Source organism: Chryseobacterium sp. S0630 (genome assembly GCF_024158915.1).
Taxonomy (GTDB): domain Bacteria; phylum Bacteroidota; class Bacteroidia; order Flavobacteriales; family Weeksellaceae; genus Chryseobacterium.
This window is the reverse complement of the sequence record NZ_JAMZGF010000011.1, coordinates 63,041-83,794: the sequence shown is the minus strand read 5'-3', so window position 1 is coordinate 83,794 and position 20,754 is coordinate 63,041. Positions and strand designations below refer to the sequence as shown.

The 20,754-nt window shown below is 35.7% G+C and carries 21 protein-coding genes; 17 read left to right on the top strand and 4 right to left on the bottom strand.

All coding sequences use genetic code 11. From position 1 onward, the window contains the following. Positions 1–33: 33 nt before the first annotated feature. From NK356_RS07500 to NK356_RS07465, 8 genes are all read left to right on the top strand, one after another. On the top strand, positions 34–813 hold the full coding sequence (locus tag NK356_RS07500; RefSeq protein ID WP_034692735.1) for a hypothetical protein: 780 nt from the start codon (positions 34–36) through the stop codon (positions 811–813). 85 nt (positions 814–898) lie between these two features. Beyond that, a complete protein-coding gene (miaB, locus tag NK356_RS07495; RefSeq protein WP_034692733.1) occupies positions 899–2,341 on the top strand; it encodes a tRNA (N6-isopentenyl adenosine(37)-C2)-methylthiotransferase MiaB in 1,443 nt (480 codons plus the stop codon). Positions 2,342–2,344: 3 nt separating this feature from the next. Beyond that, positions 2,345–2,863, top strand: coding sequence for a hypothetical protein (locus tag NK356_RS07490; protein WP_156106377.1), 519 nt, complete (start codon positions 2,345–2,347; stop codon positions 2,861–2,863). Beyond that, positions 2,835–3,632: a tetratricopeptide repeat protein gene (locus tag NK356_RS07485; RefSeq protein ID WP_034692731.1), complete on the top strand. Its 798-nt coding sequence runs from the start codon at positions 2,835–2,837 to the stop codon at positions 3,630–3,632. Before NK356_RS07490 ends, NK356_RS07485 begins: the two co-directional genes overlap by 29 nt. A 36-nt stretch (positions 3,633–3,668) precedes the next feature. Continuing rightward, positions 3,669–4,958: a sigma-54-dependent Fis family transcriptional regulator gene (locus tag NK356_RS07480; RefSeq protein ID WP_034692730.1), complete on the top strand. Its 1,290-nt coding sequence runs from the start codon at positions 3,669–3,671 to the stop codon at positions 4,956–4,958. Between the two features lie 13 nt (positions 4,959–4,971). After that, positions 4,972–5,676 carry a hypothetical protein gene (locus NK356_RS07475; protein WP_034692729.1) on the top strand — a complete coding sequence of 235 codons (705 nt, stop codon included), beginning with the start codon at positions 4,972–4,974 and terminating at the stop codon, positions 5,674–5,676. Beyond that, a complete protein-coding gene (locus NK356_RS07470) occupies positions 5,666–6,217 on the top strand; it encodes an LptE family protein (RefSeq protein WP_051934227.1) in 552 nt (183 codons plus the stop codon). The genes NK356_RS07475 and NK356_RS07470 overlap by 11 nt, the downstream gene beginning before the upstream one ends. A gap of 1 nt (position 6,218) precedes the next feature. Further along, positions 6,219–8,333, top strand: a complete 2,115-nt coding sequence (locus NK356_RS07465; protein ID WP_253316613.1) for a hypothetical protein — start codon at positions 6,219–6,221, stop codon at positions 8,331–8,333. 40 nt (positions 8,334–8,373) lie between these two features. Here the strand turns inward: NK356_RS07465 and NK356_RS07460 are convergent, their stop codons facing one another. The 4 genes from NK356_RS07460 to NK356_RS07445 all read right to left on the bottom strand — a co-directional run bounded on the left by NK356_RS07460 (position 8,374) and on the right by NK356_RS07445 (position 11,040). Next, positions 8,374–8,982, bottom strand: a complete 609-nt coding sequence (locus NK356_RS07460) for a DUF4126 domain-containing protein (protein ID WP_253316612.1) — start codon at positions 8,980–8,982, stop codon at positions 8,374–8,376. A 240-nt stretch (positions 8,983–9,222) separates the two neighbouring features. Then, positions 9,223–9,594, bottom strand: a complete 372-nt coding sequence (gene rnpA / locus NK356_RS07455) for a ribonuclease P protein component (protein ID WP_034692725.1) — start codon at positions 9,592–9,594, stop codon at positions 9,223–9,225. A gap of 101 nt (positions 9,595–9,695) precedes the next feature. Beyond that, a complete protein-coding gene (locus NK356_RS07450) occupies positions 9,696–10,421 on the bottom strand; it encodes a ThiF family adenylyltransferase (protein WP_034692724.1) in 726 nt (241 codons plus the stop codon). Then, entirely contained in the window at positions 10,414–11,040 is a 627-nt protein-coding gene (locus NK356_RS07445; protein ID WP_034692723.1) for a TatD family hydrolase, read from the bottom strand. Before NK356_RS07445 ends, NK356_RS07450 begins: the two co-directional genes overlap by 8 nt. A 96-nt stretch (positions 11,041–11,136) precedes the next feature. On the opposite strand from NK356_RS07445, the gene NK356_RS07440 reads away from it, so the two are divergent. The 9 genes from NK356_RS07440 (at position 11,137) to NK356_RS07400 (ending at position 20,704) form a co-directional block, all read left to right on the top strand. Then, positions 11,137–11,766, top strand: coding sequence for a TetR/AcrR family transcriptional regulator (locus NK356_RS07440; RefSeq protein ID WP_034692722.1), 630 nt, complete (start codon positions 11,137–11,139; stop codon positions 11,764–11,766). Positions 11,767–11,869: 103 nt separating this feature from the next. Further along, positions 11,870–12,865, top strand: a complete 996-nt coding sequence (locus tag NK356_RS07435) for an outer membrane protein assembly factor BamD (RefSeq protein ID WP_034692721.1) — start codon at positions 11,870–11,872, stop codon at positions 12,863–12,865. A gap of 42 nt (positions 12,866–12,907) precedes the next feature. After that, positions 12,908–13,231 carry a DNA-directed RNA polymerase subunit omega gene (locus tag NK356_RS07430; RefSeq protein WP_034681463.1) on the top strand — a complete coding sequence of 108 codons (324 nt, stop codon included), beginning with the start codon at positions 12,908–12,910 and terminating at the stop codon, positions 13,229–13,231. Positions 13,232–13,354: 123 nt separating this feature from the next. Continuing rightward, positions 13,355–14,560 (top strand): bifunctional phosphopantothenoylcysteine decarboxylase/phosphopantothenate--cysteine ligase CoaBC, encoded by a 1,206-nt coding sequence (coaBC, locus tag NK356_RS07425; protein ID WP_253316611.1) that lies wholly within the window; start codon positions 13,355–13,357, stop codon positions 14,558–14,560. 36 nt (positions 14,561–14,596) lie between these two features. Continuing rightward, on the top strand, positions 14,597–15,502 hold the full coding sequence (locus NK356_RS07420) for a DUF4835 family protein (RefSeq protein WP_034692718.1): 906 nt from the start codon (positions 14,597–14,599) through the stop codon (positions 15,500–15,502). A gap of 332 nt (positions 15,503–15,834) precedes the next feature. Then, positions 15,835–17,484: a DNA repair protein RecN gene (locus tag NK356_RS07415; RefSeq protein WP_034692716.1), complete on the top strand. Its 1,650-nt coding sequence runs from the start codon at positions 15,835–15,837 to the stop codon at positions 17,482–17,484. Positions 17,485–17,560: 76 nt separating this feature from the next. Further along, complete coding sequence (locus NK356_RS07410) at positions 17,561–19,027, top strand: DUF5687 family protein (RefSeq protein WP_034692714.1); 1,467 nt, start codon at positions 17,561–17,563, stop codon at positions 19,025–19,027. 3 nt (positions 19,028–19,030) lie between these two features. Beyond that, on the top strand, positions 19,031–19,747 hold the full coding sequence (locus NK356_RS07405; protein ID WP_253316610.1) for an ABC transporter ATP-binding protein: 717 nt from the start codon (positions 19,031–19,033) through the stop codon (positions 19,745–19,747). An 18-nt stretch (positions 19,748–19,765) separates the two neighbouring features. Continuing rightward, positions 19,766–20,704, top strand: coding sequence for a Dyp-type peroxidase (locus tag NK356_RS07400; RefSeq protein WP_253316609.1), 939 nt, complete (start codon positions 19,766–19,768; stop codon positions 20,702–20,704). The last annotated feature ends 50 nt before the right edge of the window (positions 20,705–20,754 follow it).

Genomic DNA, 20,754 nt, shown 5'->3' with positions numbered 1-20,754 from the left:
TAAAAATCAGTTCTGTTAACAATACCTATAATCATGATTAAGAAATTTTTGTTGCTCATCACTTTCTTTACAACAAAATTAATTTTTGCTCAAAATGAAGTTTTGGATAAATATCCTTATGACCAAGACTTTTATGCTGGTGGGTTGAATCAATTAAATAAGGAAATGGTAAAGGTTGTTAAAGAACAAAAGCTGCTGCCTTGTGAAAAAAGTGAAGAACGGTATAGTGTACAGATTCTTGTGTTTGAAAATTCAACCATCAATTATGTTAAAGATTTTGACACTGTAAATATTCAAAAAAATAAATGTGCATTTGATTTCAGCCGTAAAATTATTCCCCATCTCAAAAAATGGATGCCGGCAAAAGTGAACGGGAAATTTATGGGAGCAATTGCCAAAATTGAAATAAATCCTTTTTATTTAGTTAATTCCAAAGATGATCCAAGTAAAAACGAAAAGAAAGGCCCAACTTTTAAAAAAGGAATAAAAGCTTTTGGATTTGAGGTTAAGTCTATTTTTGAAAGATTCGTAAAGAAAAACGAGGACAAAAGAGCCTTGTTGACATTTGTTGTCAATGAGAATGGCGAAATGGAGGATTTCAATATTGAAGGTGATTTTTTTGACTATGAAAAGAAAGATATCATCAATAGTCTATCTAGAATAAAAGGAAAATGGAATCCTGCTACATTTAATAATATTCCAATGAGAGCTAAAATTAGCCAACCGATTTTTCAACAATTTGATCTTCAGAAAGATTTGGAAGATCAGGATAAAATAATGGATCAAAATTTCCATGATAACAGATACAGATAATCTCCTGACATTCTGTCACAATATTTTGTATCTTTGCAAACTTATTTGTTCGTAATTTAAAATTGCGGGCCTTAAATCGATTATCGTGCAGGAAAAATATATAGACGAAACAAAACAGGGCGAAGCTTTTGCTATTGCAGAAAGACCGGAGAACTCTAAAAAACTGTTTTTAGAAAGCTATGGTTGTCAGATGAATTTCTCTGACTCTGAAATTGTTGCATCCATTCTTAATGAACAAGGCTATAATACAACGATGAAAGTTGAAGAAGCCGATTTGATTCTTTTAAATACATGTTCCATCCGAGAAAAAGCTGAACAGACGGTAAGAATGCGTCTTTCTCAGTTCAAAAATCTGAAAAAAGAAAGACCGAATATGACGGTAGGAGTTCTGGGATGTATGGCGGAAAGGCTGAAAACCAAGTTTTTAGAAGAAGAGCAATTGGTTGATCTTGTTGTAGGTCCGGATGCCTACAGAGACTTACCAAATCTTTTAAAAGAAACCGATGATGGAAGAGATGCGATTAACGTAATTCTTTCCAAAGAAGAAACTTATGCAGATATCAATCCTGTTCGTTTAGGAGGAAACGGTGTTACCGCATTTGTTACCATTACCAGAGGTTGCGATAATATGTGTACATTCTGTGTAGTTCCTTTTACAAGAGGAAGAGAAAGAAGCCGTGATCCACACTCTATTATTGAAGAGTGTAAAGACCTTGCCAATAACGGATATAAAGAAATTACCCTTTTAGGCCAAAACGTAGACTCTTACCTTTGGTATGGAGGAGGTCCTAAAAAAGACTTTGCCAAAGCTTCTGAAATGCAGAAAGCAACAGCCGTTAATTTTGCTCAGCTTCTTGATTTAGTGGCTAAAGCCGTTCCGGAACTGAGAATCAGATTCTCTACTTCAAATCCTCAGGATATGAGTCTGGATGTATTCAAAATGATGGCAAAGCATCACAACATCTGTAAATATGTTCACCTTCCTGTACAAAGCGGAAGCAATAATATGCTTGAAGCGATGAACAGACAGCATACCCGTGAAGAATACCTTGATCTGATCAGAAAAGCCAAGGAAATTGTTCCGGAAGTAGCATTCTCTCAGGATATGATCGTTGGATTCTGTAATGAATCTGAAGAAGATCACCAGGATACCTTAAGCTTGATGAGAGAAGTAGAATATGACTACGGTTATATGTTTGCCTACTCAGAAAGACCGGGAACACCGGCTCACAAGAAAATGGAAGACAATATTCCGGCTGATGTGAAACAGAGACGTCTTGCTGAGGTTATTGCTCTTCAGGGTGAGCTTTCAAACCAAAGAATGAAATCTTATGTAGGCAGAGTACATGAGGTGCTGATTGAAGGAATTTCCAAGAAGAACAAAAACCAATGGAAAGGAAGAAACTCTCAGAATGCTGTATGTGTTTTCGATAAACTGGAAGGACAGAAAATAGGTGACATTGTGAACGTTTTTGTACATGACAATACACAAGGCACACTTTTAGGGAGAACAGTAGAACAAAATTAAGCAGTGATCAAAGCAGTTTATCTTTTTGCAATGCTTTCGTTTGCTATGGTATTTAGCCAGACAGAAAAAAATGTAAAAAAATATCCTGCAACCGTAGGAGATATCAAATTCGATGCGAAATTGGATAATGCTGATTTTAAGAAGTGTGGCTCAGAAAAATGGGGACATTTCAGTTTTCAGTATTATCAGGGTTCAAAGGAATTTAGCTATAAGGGTGAAAAGATTGCGATCACTGAAAAACTTAAAAAAGAAAATATATATTCTGAAAAAAAGATCAACGGCTATATTACCGTGAGATTTTTAGTAAATTGTGAAGGAAAGACAGGTCTCTTCAGATTACAGCATATGAGCCCGGATCTGAAAGATTCTGTACTGGATGAAGAATTGGAAAATAAACTGCTGCAGTTTACAAAATCACTCAATGGCTGGATGCCGAAAGAGATAAAAGGTTTAAAAGTAGATTATTATCAGTATTTAACCTATAAAATTGAAAATGGAAAAGTTTCAGAGGTATTACCTTAGCTTTTTGTTACTTATCGTTTACACCAATACTATTGCACAGGTCAACTGTAATGCAGTAGAGGGTGAGAACTGTAAAAAAGCGTGTGAGTTATACAACTGGGCTTCAGATTTACAGGGGTTCGCAGAATCTCAGGAAGGCTTTGATAAAGCCATTGAATTGTGTCCCGATTTCTCCCATGCTTATATGGAAAAAGCAGTTCCATATCTTAAAAACGGAGATTTCGTAACCTGGAAAATTTTAATGGATAAAGCGGTTGCTTTAGACCCCAAAATGCACCTTGGTTACAGAGGCTGGACGAAGTTTCAGTTCTTAAGAGACTATAAAGGAGCAATTCAGGATTTAGAATGGTTAAAAAAATATGAGCCCGGAGACTTAGGAAGATCTCAAAACGGGGACTATAATCTGGACGTAGTAAGAGCTATGTCCTACAGTGCTTTAGGACAGAAAGAAAAAGCCGCAGGGATTATAGAAAGACTTCTGGCTACCAGAGGTTATGTGAAGGGAATGTTTGATCATTATCAGCTGGGAGTTACCTATTTCGAGCTGGGAAGATATGACAGAGCCCTGGAAAATTTTGAAAAACAAAGCAAAGAGTACGACTTTGCTGAGAATATATACTTTAAAAGTAAAGTTTCTAAGATCAGAAACAAAGATTATTTGGATTTAAAAATGTTAGCCTTACAAACGTATGATGAAGGAAAGACCATGAAAGATGTCTACACTCATCACTTTAACAAAGTCTACAGAAAAGAAATTGAAGAGCTGTAGAAGATTAACATTCAGTCAATAATCAAAAATTTACTTATGAGCAACGAGCTACAAAACATAAAAAACCGTTTCGGAATTATCGGAAACTTTCCTGCACTCAATCGTGCCCTCGAAAAATCTATCCAGGTGGCACCTACAGATATCTCTGTATTGGTGATTGGAGAAAGTGGAGTAGGGAAAGAATTTATTCCGAAAATCATTCATTCAGAATCCAGAAGAAAACATCAGCCTTATATTGTTGTAAACTGTGGAGCAATTCCGGAAGGAACTATAGACTCTGAATTATTCGGACACGAAAAAGGAGCTTTTACAGGGGCTACAGCTACAAGAAAAGGATATTTTGAAGTAGCAGACGGAGGAACCATCTTTTTGGATGAGGTAGGAGAACTTCCTCTACAAACTCAGGTTCGTCTTTTAAGAGTGCTGGAAAGTGGTGAATTTATGAAAGTAGGTTCTTCACAGGTACAGAAGACCAATGTGAGAATTGTGGCTGCTACCAACGTTAATATGATGAAAGCCATCCATGACGGAAGATTCCGTGAGGATTTGTATTACCGTTTGAATACCGTGCAGATTGATATGCCGCCTTTGAGAGAAAGAAAAGGAGATATCCATTTGCTATTCAGAAAATTTGCAATAGACTTTGCAGAAAAATACAGAATGCCGGAACTGGAACTGGAGCAAAGCGCTGTTCATTACATAGAAAGTTATTCCTTCCCGGGTAACGTCCGCCAGCTAAGAAATTTAGTAGAGCAGATGACCGTTGTGGAAAGGAACAGAAATATCACAGCTGAGAAGCTTGCCGAGTATATTCCTATGGAAACACATCTTCCAATGGTTGTCAATACTCAAAGCACTCCAAAACAGAGCGATTTCGGAAGTGAAAGAGAAATCATGTATAAAATTCTATTCGATATGAGGAATGATATTAATGATTTAAAATCCTTAACTTCGGAACTGATCAAGAACAGAGGAACATCAGATCTTAGCAACCATGAGAAAAACCTGATCAACAGAATCTATACTCCTGAAAGTCAGCCACAGGTGAACTCCGGATCTTTGTTATATTTTGATAATAATAATGATACTCCGGCAGTGCAGACTCCTACGATTATTTCGACGCCTGAGGACAGCTATGAAGATATAGAAGATATTGAAATAGAAGAAAACAGACCAGAATCACTCTCTCTTCAGAATAATGAAAAAGATTTGATTATCAAAGCTTTGGAGAAGCATAAAGGACGTAGAAACAGAGCTGCAGATGAGCTTGGAATTTCACAAAGAACTTTATACAGAAAAATAAAACAATATAACCTGGAAGATTAGCAAAACATAAATAATGAAAGTCAATTTAACACCTAAGCCGATCAATTTTAAGCTCGGAGAATACATTAACAAAGGTTTCGAACTTTTAAAGAAAGATTTCGGGAATATTTTTGTAGCATTTTTAGTATGCTTTGTGATGTCTATTATTCCGTTCTGCGGACTGCTTGCAATGGGTAATTTATACAAATACCTTCAAAGGTTGAACAGAAATCAGCCGGCAAGTCCTGGAGATATTTTTGATTTCAAAGACTTCATGCCTTATTTTATGTTGCAGTTAATTGTTTTTGGTGGTGTTTTATTGCTTTACATTCCTTTATTTGCTGTGCTGGGTATATCAGGTGCATTATCTGAGGGTAATGAACCCAATCCAATGGTAGCATTTTTTGGGTTTCCCTATATGTTTTTATTGATTGGCGCGATATATTACTTTGTATTAAAAGGTTTTTATATCATACCATTAATCAGTCTTAAAGGAATCAAAGAAGTAAAAGAAGCCTGGAATATTTCAAAAATAATGAGCAAAGGAAATCTATTGTCAATTTTTCTTTTCTCATTGGTAGTGAGTATTTTGTCCCAGATTGGTATTATTGCTTGTGGGATAGGAATTTTTCTTACCTTACCATTCTTATACACAGCAAATTATTTTGCTTATGAAGATGCTATTCAACAAATTGAATATGATGAAATTATTGAAATCGGATCTAAAAATGAACTTTAAAATTAACAATATCAGCTTGAAACAATCACTGTTAACGGGAATGCTTTTTGCATTGCTGGGAGTTTTAAATTCATGCTACAGCTTTACGGGATCGTCCCTTACAGACGAGAAAACAGTTCAGATTAATGAATTTCCCAATAATGCACCTCTTGTAAACCCTGCATTATCCCAACAGTTTTCTACAGCAATACAAAACAGATTCCTTCAGAGAACCACTTTGAAAGGAACAAAAGAAAATCCGGATATCCTGATAGAAGGAGAAATTACTGACTATTCCATTACCCCTACCACCATCAGTTCCAATACCCAGACCAACCCTTCTGGAGGAGTGATTCAGCAGGCACAGAATAAACTTACGATTACAGTAAAGGTACATTATGAAAATAAAATTCATCCGGATGCAAGTTTTGACAGAACATACTCTGATGAAGCTGCTTTCAACAGTGATGTATCCCTAAGTCAGATCGAAGACCAGCAGGTAAAACTGGTAACAGATAGAATTATTAATAAGATATTTAACGACATTGTAGCGAATTGGTAAGATGAATCCGAGAGTTTTAGAATTAATAAAAAATCCGAAAAATATTCAGTTAGAAGACCTTGGTCTTTTGAAAGAAGAGATTCACACTTTTCCTTATATTCAGAATATCAGGGCGCTTCATCTGTATGGAGTGCATCTGTACGAAAAAGAAAACTATCAGAAGGAGCTTTCTATAACGGCTGCATATACTACTGATAAAAAGATTTTATATCAGCTGATCAACGGAAAGATCAGACAGGAGGTGAAACCTGAAATTGTGGAAGAGAAGAAACCTTCTAAAACAATTGAAAAACCTGTCCAATTTACTCCAAAGATCCAATCCTTTCCCATCAGGAGAGAAGAGGAAGTTTCTTTGGAAAAACCTTTGGAAGAGGAGAAAAGTACTTGTGTTTTACCAACCGCACAGGAAGTTAAACACATTTATATAAACGGTGAACGAAACAGAATTTTATTTGAAGGAGAAGAAAACTTCCTGGATGAAGAAAATTCTGAGACAATAGATATTGAATCTACCCTTGAATCTGGAACTCTGGTAATCCAGAAGACTGAGACTATAGTTGAAGAACCGGTTCAGGAGAAAGTGGAATCTGTACAAGTTGAAGCGGAGGAAAATGGCGGAGAGAATTTTACACCGGAAACTGTTATTCCCGAAGAGCAGATTTCTTCAGCAAAAGAGGAAGAAAAAATTGAAGAAGAAGATAATACCAGCTTTCATGAAGTTGCACCTTTAGTATCGGAAGTAAATAGTGAGGAAGCAGTAGCAGAAGATTCTGTAAAGGAGGAATCCGCTCATGAAACTGAATTGGTTTCTGAGGAAGAAGTACAAGCTGAAACAGAAGCCGGAGAAAACTTTACACCAGAAACCATCATTGACGAAGATCAGATTTCTGTTGAAAAAGAAGAAGCAAATGGGCATGAAGAATTGCCGTCAGTGGAATTATCTGATGCGGAAGTAAGTTTCCATGGAACAGATTCATTTATGCCGGACGTTAAAATCCAGGCTAACAACGAAGAAATAGCGGAAACCGCAGAAATTTCCCAACCGAATGTCAATAAACACGAGGAGGAAATGAGACGCCTGATTGAAGAGGTGGAGAAAAAAATGAAGGAAACTAAACTTGTTCCGCAAGAAGAAGAAATAGAGCCTGAAACAGTTGAAGATCATGAAATTAGCTTCGCAGATACTCAAAACTTCCATTTCTGGTCAACAAGTGAAGAAAAACCTGAAGAAATAAAAGAAGAACCTGTACAGGAAGAAGTTGTTGAGAATCAGATATCTCTAGTTGAGGAAACTAAACCTGAAGTTACTGAAGAAAACATAGAAGAAGCTCCTGAAGTACAATCTGCATGGAAACCAATGAGTGTGGAATCCAATATGCCGGATTCCTTAATCAGTAAACCTGAACAGGTATCAGCTCCAGAAATAAAAACCCCAACAGAGAAAATAACGCCAGCTGTAGAACCTGAAGTAATTATTGAAGAGGAACAAACGTCCGAAACTGTTGCAGGAACCACTCAGGAAGAAGTTATTTCAGTACTAGAAACATCACAAATTGAAGAGGATCATTCTGAACCCACTGAATCAGTTGATGAAGAAAAATCTAATACTGAGACTTTAAAAGAAAATGTACCTGTAATGAATGTTTCCTTCTTTGGAACTGATATTTCTACCCTTAAAGTTGAAGAAAAGCAGGAGGAAAAGAAAGAAGAACCTGTAGAAAAAGTACAGGAGGTTACTATGAAAAATACGACTCAATCATCCATAGACAGCAACGTTCCAGGTTTTATCAACACATGGCAGAGCTGGCTTAAGATTGACAGAACAGAAGAGATTGAAAAGGAAAAATCAGAAATCAAAGAAAAGGCTATTGAGAACTTTATTGAGAACAATCCTAGAATCAGTCAGTTAAAAGAAGAAAGTACCTATGTTGTAAAAGAAAAGAATGACGATATCTCACATTTGATGACAGAGACATTGGCTAATCTTTATTTTGAACAGAAACTATATACAAAGGCCATAAAAGCGTTTGAAATACTTATCAAAAAGAGTCCCGGGAAAAAAGAATATTTTGAATCCAAGATTAAAGATATTAAGGACTTCAGAAGTAAAAATTAAAAAGAAAAAGGTACTGATTAAAACAGTACCTTTTTTTATTTTATAACTCCTGAGAATTGCTTTTAGTGCTTCTTAATTTTTTCCAGGCCTTCCGCCCAAATACAATAACAACAATTAAGGTAATGATGGCAAATATGGCTGCTATTACCGGAGCTGCCATTGCAAGAATAGACATGATACCCGCACCGGCTGTCTCTGTTGTTCCTACCACCGAGTTTCCTAAACCTCCGGTCGTCGCAGTAGAAGCAGCCCTTATTCCTGCAAATCCAGAGCTGATGGTAGCTGCTGTACCTCCACCGGCAATTAATGCCAATGCCCATTGTGGGAAAGTTCCAAGATCAGCAAACTGACTTGCAAATAATATGGAACCAGCCACTGTTGCCATAGGAATAGAAACAGTATCCAGTAAATGGTCAACAAAAGGGATGTAATAAGCCAATATCTCAATAATAGTGGCTATTCCTGTCGTAATAAGTGTAGGAAGACCAGCAAGCCATTCAAAATGCTCATTCATTGGAATCCAGTTGAAATAAGAGGCAAGGCTTACAATAAACATAGGAAGAAATACCCGGAAACCTGTAGCGGCTGCCAATCCAATCCCAATAAATGCACTGATTATATAAGAAAAATAGGGAAGGTTGTCTAACATATTAATTTTCAGATTTATTGTTTTCCCTAAATTACAAAAACTATATGATATTTGGAGCGTTGTTGATTTTAGAGTTCCAGATACGGGATGCGGGGTACGAGGTTTTGAGCTTTACTATTTGTGATTTGCCAGAAAGTAAAAAGAAGATTTTATCTGTGTAAGTCTGTGCGATCTGTGGGAAATAAAAAAATCTGCAAGAAAATGTCTCACAGATTTTTATTATTTTATCAGAAAAGATGATTACTTTTTCTGAGCTTCACAAAGCTTGATAAACTGAGCCTCCACATCCTGAAATTTAGGAGGCATCTCAGGAGAAACCCAAAATAGCATGGCCATAGTTTTTTCTCCAAAGGCTTGCCTGAAAAGATCTTTATTCAGACGATAGCATTCTCTCAGTAACCTTTTGATACGATTCCTGTGTACTGCTCTTTTAAAATATCTCTTAGAAACAGAAACTCCAAATCTTGCAGCTTCTACAGAAAGGTTGGGTTTATCCTTTAGAATAATAATTCTCAGGTTTCCGCTCGTTCTCCATTTACCTTTCTCAAAAAGCAAACTGATCTCTGTGTTTTTTTTGAGCTTTTCCGCTCTGGGATATTTGGAATTTGTCATTTACGAAGTGTAAATATATTTTTTTATTTTTCTCCCACAGATTTCAGAGATTAAGACATGAAAATCGTTTTAAAAATCTGTGAAATATGTGAGAGAATATTTTAATCCTGATTTAATAAATGATTAATCACTTCTGAAGCCGTATACAATCCGAAAATGGCAGGCATATAACTTATTGTTCCGTAAAAAGATCTTTTATAGTTGGTTCCGTCCGTCATTTTCAAACTTTCTTCATCCTGAATATCATTAGCAAAAACACAACGAACACCTTTGTCAATTTTTACTTTTTTCAGCCTTTTTCTTACCTGTCTTGCAAGGTGGCAATGTTCAGTTTTGCTGATGTCTCTTACCATTACCTTGCTTGGATCGGTTTTTCCACCGGCACCCATTGAACTTACGATTTTTATCCTTCTTCTTTTGGCCGCAATAATCAGACAAAGTTTTGGCGTTACACTGTCAATACAGTCTAAAACATAATCAAATTTTGCAGAATCCAGAACTTCATCCATTCTTTCAGGATTTAGAAACTCATTGATTTTGGTTAAATTAAGATCAGGGTTAATATCTAAAAGTCTTTCAGCTACAACTTCTACTTTATGTTTTCCTACAGTAGAACGTAAGGCAGGTAACTGTCTGTTGATATTAGTAATATCTACTGTATCACCATCCACAATCGTCATATTGCCAACTCCGGCTCTTGCAAGAAATTCAGCTGCAAAAGAACCTACGCCGCCTAAACCAACAACCAAAACAGTGGCTTTGTTCAATTTTTCCAAGCCTTCTTCTTTTACCAGAAGCTCCGTTCTTTCCAACCAGTACTTATCCATTTTTTATTGAGTGTAAATTTTCTAAAATTTGTTCATTGAGCTGCTCCAAAGAAATACCTTTTATTTCCGAAACTTTATCATACAATTCTTCGATGCTAAAATCTTCATTGTCAGTTTCTAAAAAGAATTTGTCTAATGGAGTGTTTTTTAAAATATCCTGCAAAGATAAATTATACAAAACAGCTTTTCCAAAACTCAGATAAAAATTATTGGCAAGAAGGTCTTCAGCAATTTGACGTTTTTTATTAAAACCATGAATGATCATGGGCTGTTCGGCTTTCTTTTTAAAAGAAATGACCTCATAAAATTTTCTGACACAATGAATAATCATAGGTTTTTTGACTTCATTGGCGATTCTGATCTGTCTTAAAAAAACATCTTCCTGAATTTTCTGATCTATAGAAACTAAAGAATCTAAACCACATTCACCAATGGCAAAACAATTTTGAAACATCATACTTTTCATCCATGAAAACTGTTGTTCGAGATTATTAGCATCAATATCTTGGGGATGAATTCCAATAGAATAAGGGAAATCAGGCGGAATTTGCTCAATGTTCATATTGTAAATTCCGTTTCTGACATATTTCTTATGATGATGAAAATCAAAAAAATCCATGTTCAAAAGTAAGTATTTTCAGAATTAATTTAAAATTATTAAACGATCGTTTATAAATGTGTTAAAAATTTCTTAACTTTACTCAAAGTGCACTTCATGAAAAAAAAATTTACAGAAAAACAGATTCACATATTGGATATTGCAGAAGAGCTCATCGCCAAGAAAGGATATGAGGGAACTTCTGTAAGAGATATTTGTTCTAAAGCAAATATCAACGTCGCCATGATCTCTTACTACTTCGGTTCTAAAGAGAAAATGATGTCCTATCTCTATCAGTACAGAGTACTGAAAACCAGAGAAAATTTTTCAGAATTTGCAGATACCATCAAAGAAGGTAAACCTGAAATGCAATTGAGGGAAATGATTAAATATATCGTTTCTCAGCTTTTCAAGTATAATTATTTTCATGGTTTCGTGACCCAGGAACTTCGTCATACAGAGAACCTGAAAGATGAACTGCTGGATTTCTATCAGTTATTTGTGAAAAAACTGGATGAAGTCATTAAGAAAGGGGTTGCATCAGGCGTTTTTACTTTTACTCCCAAACCTGAAGATATTCTTACCATGATCATTGGATCCACTTTATTTGTCATCAGAAATAAAAATTTCTATGAGCTCTATGTTCCGAGCAAAAATGAGGAAACCTATGCAAAAGAAGCGGAGAAAAAGGTGAGAATGAATCTTTTATTAAGTGTTTTTGCAATTTTGGGATACGCTGCAGACTAAAATTACGTTAAATATTCATAAAAAAAAATCTATTGGCAAAAAAGTTATATTTTTGCAAATTAGTAAATCGGCTGTATAATCCGAAAACTGTTGAATTTTATATATGAAAAAATATATTTTAGGTCTTTTTGCTGTAGCGGTGGTTACATCTTGCGTAAGCCAGCAGGAAAGAGCAATGAGAAGTGCTGATAAAGAATTTATCTTGAAAGCAGCTAATGAAAATTTTGCTAAGAAAAAGTGGAAAAATGCATTGGCTCTTTACGACAGGCTTGCCAATCTTGTGGCGGGAACAGATGATTTTCCTAACGTAGGTTTCAACACAGCTTATGCCAACTATTATGACAAAAGCTATAAGCTGGCAGGTCACCAGTTTAAAAATTTCGCAGTAAGTTTTCCTAAAGATCCTAGAGCAGAAGAAGCAGCATATATGTCTGCATTATGTTACTATGAAGGATCTATGGATTATAACCTGGATCAGTCAAGTACAGAATTGGCCATCAATGAGCTTCAGGAGTTCCTGAACAATTATCCTAACTCTGAAAGATCTAAAAATATCAGCCAGTTAATTGATGAATTGTCTTATAAGCTAGAATTTAAAGCTTATGAAAACGGAAGACAATACTACAAAATGGGCGAGTATAAAGCAGCCAATGTAGCATTTGAAAATGTTTTGGAAGATTTTCCAAGTACAAAACTTCGTTCAAAAATCTATGACTATATCATGAAATCACGTTATGAATTGGCGATGAAATCTATATATGGTCTGAAAGATGAGCGTATTGAAAGTGCACTTACTTATACAAAACTGGTAGAAAAAGAGCTTCCTAACACAGAATACTCTAAAACGGCAACCGATCTTAGAGAAAAACTGGAAAAAGAAAAACAGAATTTCGTAGGAGTTAAAAAAATAACTGAGGCCAGAATTGCGGCTTTAACTGCGAAACAGAAAAAAGAAGCTGAAAAACTGGCAGATAAAGATAAAACAGAACAGCAAATCAAGGATCAAATTAGTAATGAAAAGAAAGCAATGCAGTTACAGAGGGACAGTGCAGCACTTAAGACACCTCCTCCTGCGGCGACTTTCAAAATTCAAAGATAATTCGTAAATTTGCCATCTTAAAATAAAAATAATTTTCTCAAAATGAGTGTAAAAGATACAAAAGCAGAAGTAAATACAATTACTTACGACAAAGATAAGATTGAAGATAAAGTAGGTTCAATCTATGAAGCTATTGTTATCATGGGAAAGAGAGCAGAGCAGATCAATGCGGAGATCCGTACGGAACTTCACAACAAATTGGATGAATTTGCCGTTCACAATTCTACATTAGAAGAGGTTTTCGAAAACAGAGAGCAAATTGAGATCTCTAAACATTACGAAAAGCTTCCAAAGCCAACTTCAATTGCTATTGAAGAATGGTTAAACGAAGATGTTTATTTCAGAAAAACAGAAGAAAGAAAGTAATCTTCTGTATTTTAATAAATCAAGGTCATAAAGGAATTCACTTCTTTTATGACCTTTGTTGTTTTAAAGCCTCATTGTGTGGGAAAAAATAAGTACTTTAGTATTTCAAAAAATTAGAACTAAATGAGTGTTTCCGGTAAAAAGATACTTATCGCTGTCTCTGGAGGAATCGCGGCTTACAAAATCCACTTTCTGATCAGAGACTTTGTGAAGAAAGGTGCCGAAGTACAGGTTGTTATGACTCCTGATGCAGAAAACTTTGTAACGAAACTAAGTCTGTCTACATTATCCAAAAAACCAGTGTATTCGGATTTTTATAGTGATAACGGAACATGGAACAGTCATGTGGAAATGGCTCTGTGGGCGGATGTTATGATCGTTGCTCCATGTACAGCCAATACACTGTCTAAAATGGTTCACGGAATGTGTGATAACCTTGTTATTGCCACTTATATGTCTGCAAAATGCCCCGTATTCATAGCTCCTGCAATGGACCTTGATATGTATGCGCACCCTTCTACAAAAAAGAATCTGGAGCTGGCAGAAAGTTTTGGACATATTATTATTCCTGCGGAAAACGGAGAGTTGGCCAGCGGACTGATCGGACAGGGGAGAATGGCAGAACCGGCAACAATTTTTAATACTGTTGAACATTATTTTAATTCAAATATCCATTCACGAAGCCTCGAAGGAAAAACGGTTTTAATTACTGCCGGGCCTACCTATGAAGCTATAGATCCGGTAAGATTCATCGGAAATCATTCATCTGGAAAGATGGGATTCTCTCTTGCAGAAGAAGCTTCAAAAAGAGGGGCAAAAGTAATTCTGATTTCAGGACCGAGTTTTCAAACCATTAATGATCCGAATGTTGAACTTCATAAAGTGACTTCAGCCAAAGAAATGCTGGCTAAAGTATTTGAATTTTACGACAGCATAGACATAGGAATTGCCAGTGCAGCAGTAGCAGATTATGCACCAAAAGACGTTGCCAAGGAAAAAATCAAAAAAAACGATGAAAACCTGACGATTGAATTGGTTAAAAATCCGGACATCCTTAAAACAATGGGCGAAAAGAAGACCCACCAGTTTTTGGTAGGATTTGCGCTGGAAACTCAAAATGAAGAGGAAAATGCAAAAGGAAAGCTGGAAAAGAAAAATCTGGATATGATTGTTCTCAATTCTCTTCGTGATGAAGGAGCCGGTTTTAAAAATGATACCAATAAAATCAAGATATTTACCAAAGCAGAGAAGAAGGAATTCAATCTGAAATCCAAGGATGATGTAGCAAAAGATATTCTCGATTTTGTTGAGTCTCAACTTTTAAAATAATTTTAATAAATTTCCGTTCTCAATTTTTAATAGACAATGAAAAAAATTATAAGTTTATTTTTTCTGTTTTTTCTATATACTCAAAGTTTTTCTCAGGAGCTGCTGTCTACGGTACAGGTAAACTCCCAACAGCTGGGAGGAAGTAATCAGCAGGCCTATAAAGCATTGGAGAAAAGTCTCAGGGACTTTATCAATAATACCAGCTGGACAGGTAAGAAACTTCAGAATTTTGAAAAAATAAAATGTGCTTTTTCTATTGTTATTGCAGAAAGAGATGTTAACAAATTCAAAGGATCTATTGTTATTCAGGCAGTAAGACCTGTGTATAATACAACCTACGAATCGCCTTTAATTAATCTTCAGGATCAGAGATTTGCTTTTGAATATATTGAAAATGAGAGTCTTATTTTTAATGAAAGACAATTCTCCGGGAAGAATCTTACCGATGTAATCAGTTTCTATATTTATGTTATTTTAGGTCTGGATGCAGATAGTTTCCAGTCTATGGGAGGATCACAATGGTATGCAAAAGCACAGCAGATTGCACAGAATTCCCAAAACAGAAACTATGAGGGCTGGAATACCATCAACGAGCCGAGAAGCCGTTCTATTTTGATTAACGAAATTATGAATCCTAACTGGAGTCAGTTACGTTCTACCATTTATACTTATCATAGAGCTGGGTTAGACAATCTTTTCAACCAGGATCAGACTGCCGGGAAAAAAGTGATTTTTGATGCCCTGATGCAATTAAAAATGTACGAAAATAATTTCCAGCAGGCGTTTTTCTTTAACCAGTTCATGGATACTAAAAGCGATGAAATTTTCAATATTTTCAATTCCGGAAATAATGGAGGATTGATTCTTAATGATCTTAAACAGACAATGATCATCCTTTCACCGAAGAATATAGAGAATAAGTGGAATAAATGGAAAGTCTAAAAATTGGTGGATAAGTTGAGAGATCGCCGGCTGATTATTAAAGGGTCATCAAAAAACATTTTCTTGCTTCAATAAGAAACATTATTGTCCGATAAAAAGGATTCATACATTTGAAAATATCAATGTTTGCAACATGAATTAGCAGTTAGTTCCCACAGGAGCTGGATTTGATCCCATCGGGATCTGCTGTTAGAAAAGAAAAATGAAATCCCCGAAAAAATAAAGCTCCGTAGGAGCGATCTGTTAATTATGCTTTAATTTAATCGGACAAGAATGAAAAAAAACTTATTTTTACAGTTCAAACTCAAATTGGATTATAACACGGATTATCAATGCTTTCGAGAATTTACATTAAAAACTTTGCCCTGATTGATACCCTTGAAGTATCATTGAAAAATGGTTTACAGGTGATTACCGGTGAAACGGGGGCAGGGAAATCTATTATCCTAGGCGCTCTTCGACTTATTTTGGGCGAAAGAGCAGATGTAAAATCAATCGCCAAAGCTGAAGAGAAAAGTGTGGTGGAAACCGAGTTTTCTCTCAACAATCAGTTTAAGAAATTCTTTATTGAAAACGATCTGGACTACGAACTTCAGACGATTATCCGAAGAGAAATACTTCCCTCAGGGAAATCCCGGGCATTTATCAATGATGTACCGGTAACCTTAGATATTCTTAGAGAGCTTTCCTCACAGCTGATTGATATCCATTCCCAATTTGAAACATCCAATCTTTTTACCTCAGAATATCAGTTTAAAATTATCGACGGGCTTTCTGAGAATAAAAAAATCATTGAAGACTATCAACAGGAGTTTTCTGAATTTCAAACGCTGAAATTGTTGTTGAAAAAACTGAAAACCCAACTTTCAGAATCCAATAAAGAAAGCGATTATAAAGAATTTTTACTCAACGAATTGGAAGAGCTGAAGCTTGACGATGTTGATTATGAGGATATTCAGAATCAGCTTTCTATCCAGGAAAATGCAGGAATGATCTCTGAAAATGTAGGCCAGATTCTGTCAAGGTTTCATCAGGAGGAAATTGGAATTCTGTCATTCTTTAATGAAGCGACCAACAAGCTTTCAAAAATTTCCGAAATTTCTACCAGTTTTGCTGAACTTGATTCAAGGCTGGAAACCTCTTTTGTAGAGCTTAAAGACATTATCTCTGAATTGGAACATGAAGCGGAAAGAGTAGAAATCAATCCTGAAAATCTGATATATCTTACCGATCTTAATAATAAAATCAACGCTTTATTCCTTAAACATAATGTTTCAGATCTTAATGAATTGATTGAGATCAGAAATCAGCTGGCTGGAGATCAGAAAGGAGCCTCAGATCTTGAATTACAGATTGAAGAAACAGAAGAAAATATCTCTCAAAAAGAAAAAACACTTCTGAGCCTTGCTTCAAAACTTTCAAAGAACAGACATAAGAATATACCTGTTTTCATCAAAAAAGCAGAAAGTCTTCTCAAGAAATTAGGACTGGAAAAAGCAAAGGTGGATATAGAATTACAGGATGCTGATGAATTTAACCAGTTTGGAAAAGAAAATATTCAGCTGTTGTTTCAGGCTAACTCAGGCTTTCCTTTAAAACCGATTCAGACTGCTATTTCCGGCGGTGAAAGATCAAGAGTAATGCTTGCTGTAAAGAAAATTATTGCAGAAAGTGATGAGTTGCCAACCCTTATTCTGGACGAAATTGACACTGGTGTTTCAGGAAAAGTAGCTGAAGAAATCGGTAACCTGATGAGAGAAATGTCCGAAGACATGCAGTTGATTGTTATTTCCCACCTTGCACAGGTTGCTGCTAAAGGAAACGACAATTATAAGGTAGTAAAACAAGATATTTCCGGCAGAACACAATCTACCATTATTCCATTAAGCAGTGAGGAAAAACTGAACGAAATTGCTCAGTTACTTTCCGGAAGTAAAATTACGGAAGCAGCCTTAGCACAGGCAAAAGAGCTTATAGGATAATTAAATAAATCCACTTTTTTCTTAAAAAGTTGTAACATATTTTACATTATATTTACTAATGTATAAAAACTAAAATATGTTTCTAAAGTTCCTTAGGCTTGAAATCAAAAGCTTTTTTCGTGGTACATCTTTAGGGATCAATCTGACCATGAAAATTCTCCGTTTTATAGGAATTCTTTACTTTATAGGATCCCTTTTAGGAGGAGCATTTATTGCCTTTTTCTACATTCAGGAGGAAATGCACCAGGATCCTTTAAAGGTGGTTTCAAAATTCATGATTGTTGCCTGGATTATTGATCTTGTTCTTAAATATCTCTGGCAGGAAATCCCTACACAGAATATTAAGCCGTTTCTCACTCTGAATATCAGGAAGAATACATTGGTCAATTATATGCTGGCTAAGACGTTTCTTTCAGCATTCAGTTGGCTGAGTTCCTTATTCTTTATTACATTTTCACTTATTGCGTTATTCAATGGATATAGTATTCCAGGAGTATTATTATGGCTTATAGGGGCGGTTTCATTACTCTACATGAATAATTTTATCAATATCTTCTTCAATGGTAAAGAAACGCTGGCAGTTATCATAGGAGTATGCTTTCTGGGTATAGGAGCGCTGGGGTATTATAATATTGTTCCGGTTTTGTCCTATTCTGAATTGGTTTTCTTCAGCTTGTATGAAAAACCTTACTTTGCATTGATTCCTGTTCTATTGTTTGTGATATTTTGGTGGGTATGTTTCCGCTATCTTCGCAATGAATTTTATTTGGATCAGGGGCTTGAAGCCAAGAAAACAGTCGGGAAAACAGAAAATATTGCCTTCCTTAATAAATACGGTGTTATAGGAGCATTTATCAATAATGATATCAGAATGCTGAGACGCAATAAAGTTACCAAAGGAATTCTTTTTGGAAGCTTTATGTTTCTGTTCTATGGATTGCTGATGTTTAGCTCTGCACTCTACAAAACCCCTGCAATGATGATGGTTATGGGACTTTTTGTAACAGGAGGTTTTCAGTTTCTGTTTGGGCAGCGAGTACCTGCTTTTGACAGCTCATATTTTCCATTGATGATGACCCTGAACGTTCCCTACAAAGAATATCTGAAAGCAAAATGGTGGCTGATGAATATTATAACAGCTGCTTCTGTGATCATTGCTCTCTGTTATGCCTACTTTGGCTGGGAGATCTACGTTACATTCTTCGCAGCAGGATTATACAATATAGGTGTTAACTCTCAATTTACGCTTTGGTCCGGAGCTTTCAATAAAAATCAGATCGATCTGAATTCAAAAGAGAAAAGAATGGGACAAAAAGGAAGTTTTAGTTTAATGACAATGCTTCTGCTGATTCCTAAAATGCTTCTCCCAATGGGAGTATTTGCCCTGACAAAATATCTATGGGGAATTACTGGTGGAGTAATAAGTATTGCAATTATAGGAATTATCGGCTTTTTTCTGAGAGAGAAAATCTTCGATATCATTGTAAAACAATATAAAAGAGAGAAATACAGCACATTGGAGGCATTTAAAAATATAAATTAAGCCATGATCAATATACATAATCTATCAAAAACATACGGGACAGCAACGGTTCTTAATATCGAAAATCTTGACATTCCTAAAGGAGAAACATTTGGCCTTGTAGGAAATAACGGAGCAGGAAAAACAACCCTTTTCAGCCTGATGCTGGATTTGATTCAGGCAACAACAGGATTTGTAAGCATTGATGGCATTAAAGTCAACGAATCTGAAGCCTGGAAAAATAAAGTATCAGCATTTGTAGATGATACCTTTCTCATTGGATATCTTACTCCGGAGGAATATTTTTATTTTCTCGGGGAGTTGAGAGGTCAGAATAAAGCATCTGTAGATGAATTCCTGAAACCTTTTCATGATTTTTTCAATGGTGAAATCCTGAAATCCGGGAAGTATGTCCGTGATCTTTCAAAAGGAAATCAGAAAAAAGTAGGAATTGTAGGAGCTATCATCGGGAATCCTGAAATTATTATTCTTGACGAGCCTTTTGCCAACCTTGATCCGTCCACCCAAATCAAACTTAAAAATCTGATTAAAGAATTATCAAAACAGGATGGCGTTACTTTTCTTATTTCCAGGCACGATCTTTCCCATACCACAGAAGTCTGCAACAGAATTGTGGTGGTGAACAAAGGTCTCATGGTAAAAGATATTCAGACTAATCCGGAAACATTGAAAGATTTGGAACAATATTTTGCAGATCAGGTTTCAGTTTCGGATATTTAATACCACAAAAATAGAGGTATGAATACAACAGAATCGCAGAATGTAACAGATTATCCCAACAGCAATACTATTTTCATGGTCTGGAAACTTAATGACAGTCCACAGCTGAAAGATGTTTTTCAGGAATTATGCGCGTTGGTGTTAAATCTTAACAATTCGGTGTTTAACCGTTTTCCGGACAGCAGAGCAAGTTGTGTCATGGGAATTGGTGCAGATGCATGGAGTAAACTGGAACTACCAAAGCCTCTGCCAAAAGAATTAGTCAATTTTAAAGAAATAAAAGGAACAAAACATACTGCTGTTTCTACTCCCGGAGATCTTCATTTTCATCTGAGAGCAGACAACAAGAGCCTTATTTTCGATATGGCGGTTGAAATATCCGGATTGTTAAGTTCTGTAGCTGAAAGTATTCTGGAGATTCATGGATTCAAATATTGGGATGCACGTTCTATTCTTGGTTTTGTAGACGGAACGGAAAACCCTCACGGGGACGATCGTGATTATTTTGGGAAAATAGGCGATGAAGATTCTCAGTATAAAGGAGGAAGTTACCTTTTTGTTCAGAAATATCTTCACAATATGGATGCCTGGAAGAGTTTGTCAACAGAAGATCAGGAGAAAGTAATTGGAAGGTCAAAGGAAAATGATATTGAAATGTCTGATGATGTAAAACCTTCGAATTCACACATTGCTTTAGCCAATATAGAAGGCGAGAATGGTGAAGAATTGAAAATCGTCAGAGATAATATGCCTTTTGGGAATCCTTCTACCAATGAGTTTGGAACTTACTTTATTGCCTATTCAAGTACATTTGAAACAACAAAAAAAATGTTGACGAATATGTTTATAGGCGATCCTCCGGGAAATTATGACAGAATTTTAGATTTCAGCACAGCAGTTACCGGAACACTTTTCTTTGTTCCTACCAGAAATATGCTTGATGAATTCTCAGGATAAAATAAAAGGCTGTCTCATTCAAGGCAGCCTTTTTTATCAGTTTTTTTAGA